Source organism: Cohnella zeiphila (assembly GCF_014212055.1).
Taxonomy (GTDB): domain Bacteria; phylum Bacillota; class Bacilli; order Paenibacillales; family Paenibacillaceae; genus Cohnella; species Cohnella zeiphila.
This window is the reverse complement of record NZ_JACJVO010000003.1, coordinates 99,016-117,461: the sequence shown is the minus strand read 5'-3', so window position 1 is coordinate 117,461 and position 18,446 is coordinate 99,016. Positions and strand designations below refer to the sequence as shown.

The 18,446-nt window shown below is 59.3% G+C and carries 9 protein-coding genes and 1 pseudogene; 1 reads left to right on the top strand and 9 read right to left on the bottom strand.

All coding sequences use genetic code 11. The features are described from left to right. Window positions 1–99 precede the first annotated feature (99 nt). Complete coding sequence (locus H7C18_RS03015) at window positions 100–3,297, bottom strand: NHL domain-containing protein (RefSeq protein ID WP_185127527.1); 3,198 nt, start codon at window positions 3,295–3,297, stop codon at window positions 100–102. 364 nt (window positions 3,298–3,661) lie between these two features. Here H7C18_RS03015 and H7C18_RS03010 point away from each other — a divergent pair. After that, a pseudogene (locus H7C18_RS03010) lies at window positions 3,662–4,276 on the top strand (TetR/AcrR family transcriptional regulator); the annotation flags it as partial. 448 nt (window positions 4,277–4,724) lie between these two features. On the opposite strand, the gene H7C18_RS03005 reads toward H7C18_RS03010, so the two are convergent. From H7C18_RS03005 to H7C18_RS02970, 8 genes are all read right to left on the bottom strand, one after another. Continuing rightward, on the bottom strand, window positions 4,725–6,821 hold the full coding sequence (locus H7C18_RS03005) for an alpha-galactosidase (protein ID WP_185127525.1): 2,097 nt from the start codon (window positions 6,819–6,821) through the stop codon (window positions 4,725–4,727). A 49-nt stretch (window positions 6,822–6,870) separates the two neighbouring features. Continuing rightward, complete coding sequence (locus H7C18_RS03000) at window positions 6,871–8,472, bottom strand: response regulator transcription factor (RefSeq protein WP_337912840.1); 1,602 nt, start codon at window positions 8,470–8,472, stop codon at window positions 6,871–6,873. Window positions 8,473–8,482: 10 nt separating this feature from the next. Then, window positions 8,483–10,318, bottom strand: a complete 1,836-nt coding sequence (locus H7C18_RS02995) for a sensor histidine kinase (RefSeq protein ID WP_238357430.1) — start codon at window positions 10,316–10,318, stop codon at window positions 8,483–8,485. 130 nt (window positions 10,319–10,448) lie between these two features. After that, the gene (locus H7C18_RS02990; RefSeq protein ID WP_185127522.1) at window positions 10,449–12,134 is read right to left on the bottom strand and encodes a type 2 periplasmic-binding domain-containing protein; all 1,686 of its coding nucleotides are present in this window, start codon (window positions 12,132–12,134) and stop codon (window positions 10,449–10,451) included. Window positions 12,135–12,213: 79 nt separating this feature from the next. Beyond that, entirely contained in the window at window positions 12,214–13,110 is an 897-nt protein-coding gene (locus tag H7C18_RS02985) for a carbohydrate ABC transporter permease (RefSeq protein WP_185127521.1), read from the bottom strand. A gap of 3 nt (window positions 13,111–13,113) precedes the next feature. After that, window positions 13,114–14,007, bottom strand: a complete 894-nt coding sequence (locus H7C18_RS02980) for an ABC transporter permease (RefSeq protein ID WP_185127520.1) — start codon at window positions 14,005–14,007, stop codon at window positions 13,114–13,116. 99 nt (window positions 14,008–14,106) lie between these two features. Continuing rightward, on the bottom strand, window positions 14,107–17,193 hold the full coding sequence (locus H7C18_RS02975; RefSeq protein ID WP_202886916.1) for a discoidin domain-containing protein: 3,087 nt from the start codon (window positions 17,191–17,193) through the stop codon (window positions 14,107–14,109). A 270-nt stretch (window positions 17,194–17,463) separates the two neighbouring features. Next, window positions 17,464–18,300, bottom strand: a complete 837-nt coding sequence (locus H7C18_RS02970; RefSeq protein ID WP_185127674.1) for a helix-turn-helix domain-containing protein — start codon at window positions 18,298–18,300, stop codon at window positions 17,464–17,466. Between the last annotated feature and the right edge of the window lie 146 nt (window positions 18,301–18,446).

Here is an 18,446-nt window from a genome sequence, read left to right as displayed (position 1 = left end):
CACTCCCATATTCTACGATCTGCGTTTTCCATCGTTCATTTCCTCATATTCTACTTCTACCATGGGGGGGCGTTAGCCCCGCCGTCCGACGGAACCGGCTTACGGTTCCGGAATGAACTTCTCCGTGCCGTCCTGTTGCTCGTAGGAATGATCCATGGATGCTTCCTGGATATAGCCGTACGCCCAGTGGGCTTGCGCGACGTCCGGCCATTGCCGCGGCGATTCGATCAGCGGTCCGCGGTCCAGCAGTCTGTCGATCATCGCGACCGCCTCGGCGCGGGTCAGCGTCGAATTCGGGCGGAACGTGCCGTCCTCATACCCGTATACGATACCTGCCGCATTCGCTTGCTCGATGACGGCTTTCGCCCAGCTTCCGTCGATATCGGCAAATCCGGCGCTTGCGCCCGTGGCATCGGGCAGCAACGGGGCGATCGCGCTCGCCATCTCCGCCCGCGTGATCGTCGCGTCCGGCTTGAAGCTGCCGTCGGGATATCCGATCATGAGGCTCATGGCGGAGGCGCGGTCAATGTACTCCTTCGCCCAATGCCTATCCCCGACGTCCGGGAAATCTCCAGGCGCCGCGTCCTCATCCCGGTCGAACACCCGGACCAGCATCGCCGCGACTTCCGCGCGGGTTACGTTTCGGTCCGGAGCGAACGTCCCGTCGGGATTACCGAACAGAAACGCTTGATGCTCCGGATTCGTCCAAAGGACGACGGTAAACGTGCCCGTCTTGCCGGCGGAGACGGGAAAGCGGATCCCCGGCCGATCTTCGCCGTCATAGGGGACGATGCTTCCTCTCGCCAGCTCCTTCGTGCCGTCGTCATACGACGCGAAGACCGCGACTCGCTTCAGCTGTTCGTCGTTGAGCGGCGCATCGGTCAGCGGCAGAATCGCCTCGTATCCGCCGGTCGCGTTCGATCCGATCGTCATCGGACGTCCGACGGTATCGACCGTGCCGCCTCTCGCGGCTTCGAGCACGAGCGGATCCGTCGTTGCCAGCGATTCGATCGATTCGACGTCTTCTTCCCTGGCCGGTTCGATGCGGAAACGAAGCCCGTCCGTTCCCCCTTCGAACGTTGCGTCCGGGATGACGACATGCGCCCGCGTCCCGGAAATCTCCATCCGGATCTTGCTTTCGGACAGCAAATCGACCGAAACCTTCGGGAACGTCACGACCTGCTCGACGTCCCCGTTATCTTCGTCCGGGATGAGCATCTTCGCGAAATCGGAACCGAGCGCCCCCAGCTTGTCGATCGCTCGGGCCGCCTGCTCTTGCGTCAGTTCGACCGCCGTTTGCCGGCGTCCGTCGTTGGCAGACGAACGGACGATATAGGCATTCGATACGAGGGACCCGCCGTTGCCGTCTACGACTTGAATCGTAGACCGTTCGGATTCCGGCGTCGACGGCGCCGACGAATTCGGGGCGTGCGGCGTCGCGCTCGCCTCGTTCGAGTATTCGCTGACGTCCGCGGCGTTGTGCGCCTTCACGACGAAATAATAGGTCGTATCGTTGACAAGACCTGTTGCCGTGTAGGTAGCTCCTGTCACCGTGGCGAGCGGCATTGGATCGTATGCGCCTGACGCGGTGCCGATATACAAGCGGTAATCGTCGGCCGACGGGACCGCGTCCCAGGCCAATGATACTTGACCGTTGCCGGGAGACGCCTTGAGATTGGCAGGAGGACTGAGGCTCCACCGGGCATAGACGGTCATATTGCCGCTCACGGCGGTCGTCGCGTCGAAGACGGTTCCGCTGCCGTCCGGCAGCGTATTCCATCCCGCGAACGTATAGCCGGGACGGCTCGGAGGAGCAGGGAGGGCAGCCGCCGTCTCGCCGTCCGTCACGGTCAAGGTCGTGGGGGTCGCCTCCGTGTCCCCGCCGTTCTTATCGAACGTGACCGTGTAAGAAGGAAGCAGGCTCCACCGGGCATAGACCGTCGCATTGCCGCTCACGGCGGTCGTCGCGTCAAAGACGGTTCCGCTGCCGTCCGGCAGCGTGTTCCATCCCGCGAACGTATAGCCGGGACGGGTTGGCGGAGCGGGGAGAGCAGCCGCCGTCTCGCCGTCCGTCACGCTCAAGGTCGTGGGGGTCGCCTCCGTATCCCCGCCGTTCTTATCGAACGTGACCGTGTGGGTCATCGCTTCGAGCTTTTTGATCTTGTAGTTGCCGTAATCCGACACATACAGGTTTCCGCCAAGATCGAGTTCGATCCCGAGAGGGGTTCTCAATTGCGCCAATTTCGCCGGTCCGCCGTCCCCGGAATCCCCAAAAGTGCCGTTCCCGGCAATGGTCGTGATGATGCCGGCCGTACTTATTTTCCGAATGACGTGATTGTTGAACTCCGCGACGTACAGCGTTCCGTCGTCGTCTGCGGTTAGTCCGCTCGGCCACGACATATCGGCCGCCGTCGCCAGCCCGCCGTCGCCGGAATAGCCGGAATTTCCCGTGCCGGCCACCGTACTGATGATCCCGGACGAATCCACTTTCCGCACCCGATTGCTATTTCGCTCAGCGATATACAGATTCCCGGCGCCGTCAAAGTCGATGGAATACGGAGTATTCAACTGCGCCGAAGTCGCCGGGCCGCCGTCGCCCGAGAAACCGGCAACTCCCGTACCGGCTACCGTGGCGATGATGCCGGTCGTTTTATCCACCTTCCGAACGACATGATTAAATATTTCTGTGAAATACAAATTGCCGGCGCTATCCACGGCTACGTCCATTGGACCGTGAAGCTGGGCCGAAGTCGCCGGGCCGCCGTCGCCGGAATAGCCCGAAGCGCCCGTGCTCGAGCCGGCAACCGTGCTGATTATCCCATTCGTATCCACCTTCCGTACGATTTGGTAGCCGGTTTCCGTAAAGTAGATATTCCCGTCGCCGTCGACGGCGACGGATGTCGGGTATTGCAGCAGAGCCGAAGTCGCCAGGCCGCCGTCCCCCGCATGGCCTGCAACGCCTGGAGTTCCGGCTACAGTCGTGATGATGCCTGACGTATCCACTTTCCGAATCACTTGATTGGCGTAATCCGGAATATACAGATTTCCGGCGGCGTCTACGGCAATATGGTAAGCAATGTTGATTTGGGCCGAAGCTGCCGGCCCTCCGTCTCCGGAAAAGCCCCCCGTACCGGTTCCGACGATCGTGTCGATCGTATAGTTCTCCGCCGCATAGGCGCGGCCCTCCCAGTCGGCCGGCAGCAGGGAGACCATGCCGCTCACCAGCATGATCGCCAACGCGATAAGGAGCAGCTTGGCTGCTTGTCCCTTCCGTGGTTGCACCTGAGCTTTGCTCATCATTCTCCTCCATTCTTGTAATCCGGTCTGCAGGAACAGAACGTGCGGCCTGCCGCGATCCGTCGGTTGAGGTTCCGTTCCTTTTCCGCCGACGGCCACGCTATCCGCCGATCGTTTGATTTCGCCATATCTCCTCTATATGGGGCCTCGCATTCGCTTGACTTTGGCGAAGATCCGGTTCGAGTGTTTTTCTGACCTTGGCGCCCCCCCGACTGTGGATTTATAATTTAGTGAACACCTTGTGGATTATTATGATGCCGGGGCAAGCGAGGCTTCAATGAGCAAACATGGCGGATGTGTCGGTTAATGAACACACCGGATCAGGGTGTCGGATAAAATTTTCAGGAAGATCGAGGGGATTCGGATGAGCGGGAACACGACCGATCTGCGGGTGGTCCGCACCCAACAGGCGATTCGGGATGCGCTGGTGGAATTGATCGAAGAGAAAGGGTTCGAAGCGATGACAGTCAAAGACATTACGTCGCGGGCCAGAATCAACCGCGGCACGTTCTACGCTCACTATCAGGACAAATACGACCTGATGACCAAGTGCGAAGAAGAGATCATGGTCCGGCTGTCCAAACTTGTGAAGAAGACAATCCCGTCGGTTACATCGGAGTTGCAGCATTCGCCGCCCCGATTGGCGATTTATCCGCTCGTTATAGCCATCTTCGAGTTCCTGAACGAGCACAGCCGATTCATGAAAGCGGCATTGGGAACAAAGGGAGACATGACGTTCCAGACCCGGTTCAAAGATTTTTTTCGGGAGACGATGCTGGGGAATCGTCCGGACGTGCTGATCCATGAAGAAGAATGCCTCGTTCCGCCCCCGTATTTTGCTACATATGTGGGATCGGCGCACTTCGGCGTGGTTCAACAATGGCTGGAGAGCGGCAGGAAAGAGTCGCCCGAGGAAATGGCGCGCATCCTGACAACCATTCTGGTGCACGGTCCGTTGTATGCGGCCGGATTGAAGAAGCACCAGGGTCCTGAACCGCTCGTTGCCGAATCTTCCAAGTTGGGGCACAAACGCGAATGAAAGGACGGAATTAGGCAAATCATCGCATCGGGAGCTCATTCGGCCCCTCGGATCTATCTCCGGACCGAATGGCTCAAGGGCGTCATTGACGCGTGGAGCAAGGAGAACGCCTGCAAGAACCCGGCATGCTTGCATTGCAGCGGCTCCTTTCATTCCTAATACGCTGCATGCGCTTAGCGCAGCCTATAGCGCTATTTCAGAGCTTAAAGGGTACACAAAAAAGGCTGAACTAGACAGATCGCCACGCTTACGCCATTGGCAACCTTCTTTTCAGCCCGTATGATAGGAGTTATTCTCGCCGCGCAAGGGATATCGGTATATCCATACGCAAGCTTTCAACCGTTATCGGTACACTTGCAAAATCTATATCTTTCATTCCGCCGATTCGTCAGCGAATCCGCAGCCGCAGCAGCGTGCTGCCGTAATCTCCGCGAAGCGTCAGCGGATAACCGGCGTTTATCAGCGTCGAGCCGTGCAGGACGATCGGCTCGGCGCCGTCCTGACGGACTTCGTACTCGGCCTCCGGCCGCAGCCCCTGCAGGCGCACGCGCCGAACCTCCGAGCCGAAGTGCTGCGAGTGCAGGAAGGCGAATACGACGGCTTCCGCCGCGTCGCGGCCGACGTATTGATAAGCCGCCGCGTTGGAGCGGCCCATCGGTTCGAGGCGGAACAGCTCCCCTTCCGTGACGAGATGACGTATCTCCTTGTAGAGCGCCACGAAACCGCGGGCTTCCTCCATCTCCTCGCCCGTCCACTTGGCTATGTTCGCGCCGATGCCGAGACCGCCCATCATCGAACTGTGGAAGCGGTAGGAGAGCGGCAGGCTGCGGCCGTTGAAGCCGTTCGGCGATTCCGTCACCCAGCACATCATGACGGAAGGGCTGTATACGTAAGAGAATCCTTCCTGCATGGCGAGCCGGTCGCGCGCGTCGGTATTGTCGCTGATCCAGGCCTGGTCGGCGAAGCGCAGCATGCCGAGATCGATCCGGCTGCCGCCTCCGGCGCATGTCTCGAATTCCACGTCGGGGAACCGGGCGCGCAGCTCCGCCCAGATCGCGTACAGATGGTCCACGTGCTTCTGCCAGACCGGCCCCGCGGATTCGGGCGCACCCGGCTCGGTGACGGTGCGGTTCATGTCCCACTTGATGAACTTGATCTCGTACGTCGACAGCAGTTCGGTCATAAAATCGAGCACGAACGCCTTCACTTCGGGAAGGCCTAGATTCAGCAAATATTGATTGCGCAGCTGCGTTCCTTCCCGCGTGGGAAATTGATAGATCCACTCCGGATGCGCGCGGTACAGATCGCTGTCCGGGTTGACCGATTCCGGCTCCACCCAGAGACCGAATTCCATGCCGAGCGCCTGCACCTCGCCGATCAGCTCCTGCAGGCCGTTCGGGAACTTGGCCGGGTTGACGTGCCAATCGCCCAAGCCCGCCCGGTCGCTGTTCCGGGCGCCGAACCAGCCGTCGTCGACGACGAACCGCTCTACGCCGAGCTGCGCGGCGCGGCGCGCCAGCTTGATCTGCTCATCGGCGCGAACGTCGAATTCGGTCGCTTCCCACGAGTTGTACAGCACCTTGCGCGGCCGGCTCGACGGAAGAACGCAATCGCGTTCGTACCGGTGCAGCAGACGGCTCATCGCGCCGAAGCCCGACGCGGTGAACCCGCCGACGAAGACCGGCGATGTATAGCTTTCGCCTGGCCCGAGCAGGAACGCGCCGTCGAAGTCGTTCACTCCGCCCGCGATGCGGACGTGGCCGTATGTCGTTTTCTCCGCGACGATCTTCCAGTTGCCGCTCCAGGCGAGCGCGCCGAACCAGACCCTTCCTCCCCGCTCTCCCGCTTCTCCGTCGTCGATGGCGAACCACGGATTGGCGTGCGGGCCGGTGAAGCCGCGGCGCGATTCGATCGTTTTCTTGCCTTCGGACAAGACCGTTCTGCGCAGCTGGTACTCGCCCGCCCAGCGTCCGGTCACATGCGTCATCCGGTACTCCGGCAGTCCCTGGACGGACCAGACCGCGGCCATCGCCTGGTCGATCCGCACCGGAAGCTTCTCGCCGTTGCGAACGACGACGTGCCGCTCGATCAGGTCATATTCGGGCCGCACCTTATAGCGGACGTCGATGCGAAAGGCGTAGTGCCGATCCGCGAGGCGGATCGTCAATTCGTCGTCGCCGTTCTTTTCATAGCCTGCATAATCCAGCTTCAAATCGCGGACCCCGTCGCCGAAGGCGACCTTCAGCCCGGGCTCCGCGTAATGGGCGCCGCCCCAGCCTCCGAACTCCTCCGTCTCCCGGTCGATCTCCATGTCGAAGGAGCTGTGCGCTCGGGCCCGCAGCAGCGAGGCCAGCTCCGCCGCTTCCACCGGTTCCCCCCAATACAAGTGCTGCACCGTACCCTTTTCGTTGATCCCGAATACATAAGAAGTTCGTTCGGTGCGAATCTCGAACAACCGCTGATTCTCCCAAATCCCGATGGTCATGAGCGCCAATCCTCCGCTTTGTCTTGTTGATCTTTCCGCCGTCCGGCGTTCAATCTCCGTCCGCATCATACCGATGGTCGCGATATTCCTGCGGCGTGCTGCCGACCAGCTTCTTGAACAGGTACGTGAAGTACGCCGTCGTCTGGATGCCGACCCGGTCCGCCACCTCGTACACTTTGATGTTCGGGTCCTGAAGCAATTGAATCGCCCGCTGGATGCGGGTCTCCTGCACGAATTCCGAGATCGTCTTGCCCATCTCGCGTTTGAACAGCACGCTCAAGTAACTGGCGTTCAATCCGAACTGCTCGGCCAGCTGCTTGACCGTCCAGCTCTCCTGAAGCCGCTCCCCGATAAAATCGGCGATCGTGCGAATCAGGTGATGCTGCTGATGAAGCTTGTCCTTCTTCTCGATTCGCATATAACGGTCCACATACTCGACGAGCAGCTCGACGATCTGCCCGGTGCTGCCGCAGTCCAACATGCGGCGCCACATAAGGATGTTGATCTCGCCTTCCGGCGCGTCTTTCCACTTCAAGGTGCGGATCAGCTCGCTCAGAAAGCTCATGCCGAACGCCTGCATGTAGGAGAAGGAGACAGGTTCCTGCGATAGCAGCAGGTCCAGGATTCGGTTCAGGTAATCGCCGACCTTCGCGGAATCTCCTTCTTCCATGAGCCGCACGATGTTCGGCATCCACTCTTCGCGAAGACGATAGTCCTTGAATTCGCTGGAATCGCCGCCGTCGTAGCGGACGATCTGCCCGTCCTCCACCAGCCGCGCCTTGGCCATCGCGAACTTGGTCTCCTTATAAATGAGCGCGGCATCCTCCCAGTTTGCGGCGATGCGGCTGCAGCCGATCGTGACTTGAACGCCGAAGCGGTCGCGCATCATTCCCTGCACGAAGATCAGCTGCTTCTCCAGCTTCGCCTGCTCTTCCGAAGTCGGATTGACATGCAGCGCGACGACCTCGTCCGGGCTCGTCTGCGCCAGGTACGCCTTCTCCAGGTCCGACAGGGCGACCTCCACCGTCTGCTTGAAGCCACTGCCCAGCAGTACCCGCTCCTTCGCCTCCCGGCCCGCCGAGCCGAAAGAATCCAGGCCGAACACGATCGCTTGGAACCCCCGCTCGATGTCCGGCAGCTCCAGCAGCTCGCTCCAGGAAGCGAGCAGTTCGCCCGTCGGCGGCATCTCCGCGATCAGGTCGTGGACGAAGCGCTCCTTGACGAGCTTCAGGCTGCCCGACACTTTTTTCTCCAGCTCGCTGGTCTGCTCCACCACCTGCCGCCTTTTTTCGATCGTCGCCCGAAAGGCCGTCAGCCGGGCGCCGACTTCTTCCAGCTTAAGCGGCTTCAGCACGTAGGCTTGCGCGCCGACGTGAATGGCGTCCTGTACGAACTCGAATTCGTTATAGCCGCTGATCATGAGCACCTGAATGTGCGGATGAAGCTGCTTGGCCCGGTCTACCAATTCGATGCCGTTCATGCCGGGCATCGACACGTCGGAGATCAGGACGTCGAACTCCGTTTCGCGCAGCATTTCCACGGCCTCTTCGGCCGATTCGCTCGTGACCGGCGGATCGTAGCCGAGCTCCGCCCAACGAATGTGGCGAACCAATCCCTGAATATGGGAGGGCTCGTCATCGACAATGAGCACCTTGAGCAATTTACCGTTCCCTCCTCATCGCCGGCTCCGCGAAGCTGGCCGGAAATTCGATCGTCACCCGCGTCCACTCGCCCGCCTCGCTGTCGACGGCAAAGCTGGCCTCGTCGCCGAAATATAGCGCCAGCCGGTCCTTGATGTTGGACACCCCGAAGCCGTTGCCCGTGCCTTTGCCGACGTAAGTGCCCTGCTCCATCGACCGGAGCAGCTCCCGGGAGATCCCTTGCCCGTTATCGTACACGGACATCCGGATTCGTTCCTCTTCCTTGAAAACGGAGATCCGGATCAAGGACCCTTTACGGCGCGTAATGGCTCCGTGCTGATAGCAATTCTCCACGATCGGCTGCAGCACCGTCTTGATCGTGTAGAAATCCAGCGCGGCGTCGTCGACCTCCCACTCTACGCGTACCCGATCGGGATAGCGGAACTGGCAGATCTCCAGGTACGCTTTCACGTGCTCCAGCTCATCCCGGATTCGGATGACGTTGATCTGATTGTTCAGCGTCAGGCGGTAGAATGTCGTGAGCGCGTCGATGATCCGGATCTGCTCGTCGTCCTGCGCATCCAGCGCCCGCCAGCGAAGCAGACCGAGCGAATTATAGATGAAGTGAGGATTGATCTGCGCCTGCAGCGCTTTGAACGCCTGCTCCTTCTCCAGCATGCCGGCTTTCGTGATGTCTTCCACCAGCTTGCCGAGCCGCTCCGTCATCGAATTGAAGACGTTCTCCAATTCGCCCAGCTCGTCCTTCCCCTGGCTGCGGACCGCCACTTCGAATTCCCCGCTGGCCACGTCGCTCATCCGGGTGCCCAGCTTGTGGATGCGCCAGACGATGTTTTTGACGATGGTCAGCATGAGCGAGACGGACAGCAGCAGGAAAAAGCCCGTGATCCCGACGATCAGCAGCAGAATCAGCCGGTTCTGGCGGTCCAGGTACTTCATGTGAATCACGGCGACGACATGCCAGCCGGACGACAGCGGCTTGACGATCTGCAGCTCCTTGTTCTGGGTCAGGTCCAGCACATCGTCGTCCCCGCTTCCCGTCGCGCTCTCTCCGGAGGCGGGCGGAGAGGACTCGTTCTGTTCGAGGGCGAGCTCGTCTTTCACCAGAATGCGCTTGCCGATGCTGGACGGGTTGGATGCCGCCAGAATTCGCTGCTCGTCGTCCACGATGTACAAGCTGCCCCTGCCGTTAAACGGATGGTCGAGCATCTCGCCGAATACCGCGTCGTAATTGAGCAATATATAGACCAAGCCGAGGAGGCTGCCGTTGGGGCTGATGATTTTGCGCGTAATGACGTTCTGCTTGGGATTGTCGGGCGCGTTGCTCCAGAGAAGCGTCTGGTCGGAGTCCGTCGCCGCTTTGAACCAGGCGCTCTCGTCCATCCCCGCCACCAAACGGTGCGCTTCCGGCCTCCACAGCAGCTGTCCGTCCTGAACGAGCGTATCGTTCGTATGATAGATTCGAAAATCCGCGATCCCGGGCAAATACTTGCTGGTAATGAGGAACGTCCGGTCGACGTAATTCACCGTGTCCACGACTTCGGACTCGTCGTCGTATTCCCGCCCGAGCCGGGCGATGAGTTCGCCGTCCGTCGCCGTCCGGATCGCGAGCAGATCGTAGCTTTGCTTGCTGAAGTCGACGTTCTGGGCGGTCTGCGTAACCGCTTGGTCCTCGGTGGCGAGAAAGCTCTGGGTAAAGCTGCGGATGACCAGATAAACGGCCCCGCTGCCGAGAGCCAGCGTCGGCAGCAGCAGAATCAGACCGTAGAGCACCAGGATTTTGCTGCGCAGATTCATCTTGCGGGTAAAGCCGATGATGGTTTTCTCTAGAAGTCGCAAGATCGGATACTCCTTTCGCATACCCGGAGTATATCACACGCGTCGCGCCGCCTTCGACGCCGCTGAAACGGCGGGAAGGGAAGCCCCCGTTTCTGGCGGCTTCCCCTTTGTCCGATTGCGGAGCGGACGATCAGGACTTCGTCTGTTCCTGCAGCGTCTCGTTCCATTCCTGCTTCAGCTCGCTCCAATGGGCGCGCTTCTCCAGAGCGGATTGGAAATCGTTCCAAGCCGACTCGAACTGCTTGTCGTCCTTCGCCATGATAAGCTTCGCCTTGTATTCCTTGCGCACGTTCTCCAGCTCGGGCAAATACTTCTCCCAAAGGCCGCCGGGTTTCGCCTGCACCATGTCGTACGGCTCGGAGACGCGAGTCGTGCCCATTACGCCGATCTGCTGGGAGAAATCGATCGTCTTCTGCTTGCCCTTCGGCGAGGTGACGGCGGTCTCCCACCACGGATACCACTTGTTGCTGTAAGAAGAAAGCTGGAACAATTCCGGCGTCGTGCTCGCCTTCTTCGCCGCGTCTCCGGAATCGTGAGGCGTCTGGTAGTTGGCATCGACGTATTTCCACTTGCCGAGCGGCTGGTCCGCCCAATCCCAGAATACCCCGGGAGGTCCGTCGGTGACGACCATCTGCTGCTCCGGCTTCGGCTGCAGCGTGTAGTCCAGGAATTTGAGGATCGCGTCCAGATTCTTCGTGTCCTTGCTGATGTACACGTCGTCTTGCGGGAACGGATTCACGATCTGATTGATGCCGACATGATCGACTCCCGGCACTTGCGGGTACGGGATCGTGTCATAGAACCACGGCGGCGCCGTCGGGCCGTCGAGAATCTCCCACGAGTGGGCGTCCATGTTGAAGAAGCCGCCGGCGTTCATCGCGATGCGTCCGGACTTGACTTTCTCCTTGTAGCGCTCCGCCTTGTCGGTGACGGATTCGTGGTCCAGCAGATTTTCGCGGTACATCTTGTTCATCCATTGATAAGCCGCCTTGTACTGCGGATCGTCGTAGATGAACTGATAGCCGTCGCCCTTCTTCTCGACCGGAATGACGCCGCCGGCCGTAGCCGTCGATACCCCGAACGTGCTCAGAATGACGTTCTCGTCGTTCGCATCCGAGAGGAAGTCGAGCGGAATCAGCTTGTTGCCTGCTTCATCCGTCTGCTGAGATGCCGCTTTCAAAAATTTCTCCACGCCGTCGATCGTCTTCAGGTCATCCTTCGTCATGCCGGTTTTCTCCAGCACGTCCGTACGCACGAACCAGCCCAGAGACGCCCAGCCCGGCCACGGATCGTCGGGGTTCTGATCGAACCAGGTCGGAATCGACCAGATGTGACCGTCCTTGTCCTTCATCGCATCGAGATATTCCTTCGGAATGGAGGCCAGGCCCGGATACTTGTCGGGCATATTGAAATATTGCTCGACCGGCAGCACCTTGCCCGAGCGGGTCATCGCGGAATCGATGCTCTCGTTGCGGCCGAATACGGCCGCGTCGTCGAAGCCGCCCGCGTTCAGCTTCAAGTTCAGCGCCGTCAGAGCATCTCCCTGCGTCGCTTCCAGCTTTACGTCAACGTTCGGTTCGTGCTCCCGCCAATACGCCTGCACCATGCTGTCGTTGTTGACCGTGGCGGTCCAGCCGAGCCAGAGCTTGAACGAATTGGATCCGCTTCCGCCGGCGTCGGCGTTGGAAGCCGAAGCCGACGAAGCCGAATCGGCGTTGTTGCCGCCCCCGGAGGAACAGGCCGTCATGCCCGCCATAAGCAGAGCGAGACCCAAAGCGGCCGCGCTCTTGCTCTTTATTCCGTTGCGTGAAACCATTGCTGTTACCCCTTTCACTCTCTAGTTTCGGTATATGATCATGCGTTATACCCGGATGAATTCGCGAACGCTGATCGGCTCAGCCCTTGACGGAGCCGATCAGGACGCCTTTGACAAAGTACCGCTGCAAGAAAGGATACACGCACAAAATCGGAATCGCGCTGACCATGACCGTCGCCATCTTGATCGACATCAGGGTAATGTTGGTCAGCACCGTGCCGCGAACCAGCGCTTCGACGTTATTGTTGGAGCCGAGCACCGACGCGAGATCCTGGGCGGACAAGAGCTGTTGAAGGAACGTCTGCACCGGAATCAGATTCTGATCCGATACGTAGAACGCTCCGGCGAACCAGTCGTTCCAATGCATGACGCCGGTGAACAGGCCGATCGCGGCCAGCATCGGCTTCGACAGAGGCACGATGACGGACCACAGAATCCGCAGCGGACTGGCTCCGTCCAATTCGGCCGATTCGATCAGCGCTTCGGGAATGCCGATAATAAACTTCATCATGACGAACATGTTCCAGGCAGAGAACGCGGTCGGCACGATATAAACCCAGAAGGAATTGAGCAAGTGCAGCTGGTGGAGCTGAATATAGAACGGAATCAGCCCTCCGTTGAACAACATCGTAATCAGAACGTATCCGAGAAGCGTGCCCCGCAGCGGCAGACTCCGGTAAGACAAGCCGAAAGCCGCGAGCAGCGTAATGAGCAGGCCGGATGCCGTCCCGACAAGGGTTCGGATCACGGTGATGCCGAACGCGTGCCGGATGACCGCATTGCCGAGAACGACGTTGAAATTGTCCCACGTGAAGTGCCGCGGCCACAGGTATACGCCGCCTTTAGCCGCATCGCTTCCCACGTTCAGGGAGATCGCGAGCATGTAAATGAAGGGATAAAGGACCGAGACGCAGAGAAGCGCCAGCAGCAGAACGATCAAGATTTGGCCGAAGTTTTCGCTTGCCGAACGTTTCATGGCTTACCAGAGCCCCTCCCCGTTGATTTTTCTCGCCGTCTGATTCGTGATGAGAACGAGAAGCAGACTGATCACCGAGGACAGCAGGCCGATGGCCGTCGCCACTCCGAAATAACCTTGCTGCAAACCGTTGCGAAGAACGTACGTGTCCAACACGTCCGCGACCGGCTGGTTGGCCGGATTCATCAGCGGATAGATCTGGTCCATCCCGACGGCGATCAGGCCGGGCATGCTCAGGATCAGCACGATCGAGACGGTCGGGAGAATGCCGGGGAACGTGATATGCCTCATTTGCGCCCATCGGCCGGCTCCTTCCACCCGGGCCGCCTCGTACTGCTGCGGATCGATGGTCGTGATCGCGGCCAGGTACAGGATCGTGTTCCAGCCCACTTCTTTCCACAAGCCGCTGGCGACGACCATCGGACGGAACCATTCGGTGGATCCGAGGAAGAAGATCGGCTCGCCGCCCAGATCTTTAATGAAATTATTGACCAGTCCGCCGTCCAGCGTGAGCATCGACTGCAAAATATAAGCGACGACGATCCAGGAGAAAAAGTGCGGCAGGTAGCTGACGGACTGTACGAACCGCTTGAACCCGCTGTGCCGCAGTTCGTTGATCATCAGAGCCAGCGCGATCGGCGCCGGGAACCCGAACACGAATTTGAGGATGGCGATCCACAAGGTGTTTTTGACGACCACCCAGAATTGGTCGTCCTGCAGGAAAGAGAAATTCTCAAGTCCGACCCAGGGACTGTTCCAGATCGTGTAGCCGATGTGAAAATCTTTGAATGCGACTTGAATGCCCGCCATCGGCATGTAACTGAATAGAAACAACAGGATGACGGCGGGCGCGATCATCATGTACTGCCAACGGTATTTGGCCACTCTCGCAAGCATGGAATCACCTCTGTAGGCCTCATTATACGGACCTGGCTAAGAGGCAACCATACGACAACGATTGGATTTCTATCGTAATGATTAGAGAATGACAAACCGTTATTGATACAAAGTGAACATCAGGTCACGATTGCCGCCGCTTTCGGTCGACCAGGAAACGCCGCCGTTCGTCGAGAGCCGCTCCATGCCGCCCGCGTACGGATTGCTGTCGCTGTACGCGAAGCCGTACTTGTTGTTGGTCGAGCCGTCTTCCAGCGATCCGGGCGAGCGCAGAACGAGGCCGAAGCGCTTGCTCGTATCCAGCCCGGTCAGGCGCGGATAGACTGCATAAGGCGCCGGAGATCCCGGAATGTTATTGGGATGAAGCGCAGCGCTGAACAATGTCCGCGTCGGGTTGTCGTTCGCGTCGAGCTCGACGATATCCAGATAGAGATTGTCCTCCGGCAGCTTGTTGACATAGCTCTCGTACAAATACACGTCCATTCGGGGCAGGCTCGACTGAGTCAGCGTAAAAGTCTGCATTCGCTGAACCACGTCACGGATGTCCGAATAGACGGACGAAGCGGCTCCGCTGTCGTCCTGGTCGATCCGATAGCCAGTGTTCCCCGGTACCTCATAAGCCTCAATCTCGTTGATCGAGGGAATAAACCGGGCTTTTTTCACAAACAGCCGGATTTTGGAGGTCGATACCGTCGGGAAATCGAAGATTCGGCGATCGCCTAGCGTATAGCCCTTGGTCAAATCGCGATAGGCCGAACCGTCCCAATATTGAAGCACATATGTCTCGATCTGGAAATTTTGATTGCCGTAGCCGTATTCGTTGACGATAACCCGGTTTACGTCGGTGATGGAACCGAGGTCGACCGCGATCCATTGGTCGTTGGCCGTTCCGCCCTCCGCGCTCCAACGGGTCGCGAGGCTGCCGTCCGTCACCTTGGAAGCGTCGAACCCGGTCTGCGCCGACCAAGTCGAAGATGCCGTCGCCGAATGGCCAAGCGCCAGATTCGTCGGTGCCGCAGGCAGCGAAGAAGACTGCGCCGACACGCGCACGATGATCGATTCGCCCGGCTTCAACGTTCGCGAATAACTTCCTGAAAAATCACCCAGCTTCGTATGACTGTACAGTTCGGTAAGGGTATAGGTTGCGCTCGCACTGAGTCCGAGATCCGCGAACGTGACGGCAACCGATGCCGGGTTGTTCATGTCCCAGTTCGACAGCCCGACATAGCGGTCGCCGTTCGAATCCGTCATATAAATGGCGGACGGCGAGTGCTCCAGGTGATGGTAAAAATTCGTCATTTTCACCGGCTTTGCCGCAAGTCCCTTCTTGGCCAATGCGAGAAGATCCGGATTCTGCACGATCGTCTTCATTCGGTCGTCCGACAGGAACGGCACGTTGTCTCCGATCAGCAGATGGCCGCCTCCCATGACAACGGCCGTGGCGTACAACGTGCCTTCGTTCAATGTCGTGTTGTCAAAGCCGTTAATAACGCTTTGCGGGAACAACATATCCGAGTCGTTGTAATCGTACAGCGTCCCGTTCGTCCACCAGGAGGCGGCGTCGTTGAACGCCTGCCGCTCGATGCCGGGATACGATTCGAGACCGATCGTCGTATCGACGCCCGATCTCCTTCCCTGCGCGAATCCCGACGGCATAAGCGGCGCAATCGATTCGTCGATGTAGATGTCCTGCGGCGCGCTCTCCAGCTCGTCGCGGATGATGCCCATCCCGATCCGGTACGCCTGCATGCCGTTTTTGGCGGAATCGTAGAAGCTGCCGTCGATCATGCCCAGGTCGATAAAGTCGAGCTTGACGTAATCGAAGCCGTGATCGACGATGTCGTGGTCCGCCAGATAGCGAAGATAAGCCTGCCCGCCCGGATGGGTGGCGTCGACGATGTAAGTATTGATGTAGGAGACGATCGGATTGCCGTTCGCGTCCTTAAGGGCGATGTCCCCGAACGTGTAGGAGGTGCCCGGCACGGTGGCCGACAGATCGTCCCAGATGCCGAACGGCGCCGCATACGTACCGGCCTTCATGCCTTTTCCGTGAACGTAATCGACGTACTGATCCGCGCTCTGATTGCCCGTCTGGCCGGGAACGCCGCGATAGCAGCAGTCCAGATTCATGTAATCGTATCCGAGCGGCTTCAGATGATCGTTGAAATAATCGGTCATCGCGTACACTGCGTCCGCCGTCGGATAGTTGTAGTAGGCGTACCACGTGTTAAAGCCCGCCGGCACATCCCCGGACCAGTCCAGTTTCGGCTCAGCCACGGCGTAAGCGCGGCCGAACGTCTCAAGCCCCGTCTGGTAATCGTCGAAATAGCCGAGGAAAAAGGAGTCCGAGGAGACGGAGGTGCCGCTCTGCGATCCGCCCGCATTATAGACGGAAAAGCCGGTCAATGGCCCGTTGGCCGTGGTCGCCTGCCTTAAATACTCCATGCTCTTCCACTTGAGCGTCGTCGCCGCGCCCGCCACCAAGCCGTGCTTGTTCGTGTTGTCGAAGACGGACGCGACCCAGTAGCTCGTTCCGTTGAAGGTAGTCCACGCTTCCGAAGAGCCGGGCAATCTTTCGCTGCCGTTCTGGCTGTTTCCGAAATCGTTCACGGGTGCGACGCCGAAGTCGAAATTGTTCGTGTACGGCGTCGTGTAGATCCGCTTGTCCGAGCCCGCTCCGATGTCCAAGTTCGGCCCCGCGATCGGCTCCATGAAGTTAAGGCTTTGGCTGGTGCCGTTGTTCACCGTCATGTCCGCCAGGATGAAGGACTGATCCTCGTACATGGTGATATGCAAAATGATTGTCGAACCGGCAGACAGCGAATTTGTAAGGGTCAGCCTGGTCCCGTTCGCCCCGTAACCGTCGCTGCCGATGGAGGCCCAAGACGCCGTTCGGGTTCCCGCATCGAACGAGCTGACCCGGCCGGAGGCTCCCGTCACGCTGTAATCCGAGTAAAAATCGGACATGATCGTCGTGCTTCCCGACATGAAATCTCCCTTGCCGTCGGACAGGTCGTACGTCACCGTCAGAGTGCCGTTGGTCATGGTCACGACGCTCCCCGACTGAGAGACGGCGACCGTAGCCGCCGCCGCGGGCTTGGCGCCCGGCACGAAGCCGACGGCGCCCAGCAGCAGCAGCAGCAGAACGGCCAGCCCGGTCCAGCTTCTGCGAATGAGCCTTGTCATCTTTCCTTCTCCTTCCGATTTTGAAATTCAACCTCTCTGCAAAGAATCCGCGAAGCCGGCAGCCGATGCCGGCATCTTCGTCGCGAATGGACGTCCGCTTCCACCCCCTCCCCATTTCTCTCTCAGAATAGTGGAATTGTAAGCGCTTCACTATATGACAATGATTGGATTTCTATCGCTGCGATTGGATGTTGGCCGAAGCCAAAGGAGCCGTCTCCCGGGAACGGGAGCGGCTCCGGCAGGCGGCGCGGATGAACAAGAGGCGGCGGATCAACGGGATCGAATCTTGCCGGGCGAGAAACCGTATTGCTTCTTAAATAGATGATAGAAGTGGCTCAGATTGTCGAACCCCGCCTCGTAAGCGGCTTCCATGATGCTCAGATTCGTCGTCAGCAGCAAATTCCGGGCGTAGCCGAGGCGCAGCCGGTTCAGATAAGCCGTCGGCGTCGTCTGCAAGTACATCTTGAACACGCGGTTCAGATGGCCCGCGCTTCGCTCCGACAGCTCTCCGATCCGGCCGATCCCGCCGGTGAAGTTCTCCTTCTTCTGCAGCTCGAGCAAGAGCCGGTCGAGCCATGGGGGCAGCGGCTTCTTGTCTTCGTCCTGATCGTCGAAGCCGTAGAGCGCCAGCGCGTCCGCCAGCCAGCTTCGGGCCGCCATTCTCGCCTTCCCCTTGTCGATCGTCGTGTACAGCGCGATCTGACCGCCTTTTCGGCTCAAGGCCTCCGCGTCGGGGATCGCCAGTCTCACGACTGGCGGCAGCTTCGCCCGGTTCAACCGCTGCGCGAAGTTCGCGCCGCCCACATATTCGAAGGCGCCCCTAACCGCCTCCGGATAGAAATTGACGTTCAGGAACCGGCAGTCCGATTCGCCGCAGAAGTCGTAGCCGTGCGTGTCGCCGGGGCGGATAAAGACCATCGCCCCCTCCTCCAGCAGCTGCGTCTCCCCGTTGATCAGGTGCGTGCAGCGGCCGGAAAGAATGACGAAGATCTCATAAAAGTCGTGGCCGTGCAGCGGGTAGGCATGGCGAATCGAGTCCACGATATGGAAGTTGGACTGAACCTGCGGGTCGATCAGCGTCGCGGCATGAAGCATCGTCGCCTGCATTTGCACCCTGCCCCTCCTTTTATCGATACCGTTCTTTCGGACACCTTGTCGCTCGTCGCATCGACGTTAATATAGCACAAAAAACGCGGCCTTAAAACAAGACCCCTCCAAACGCCAAGTGCTATGATCGAGCTGCTCCCGGCTCC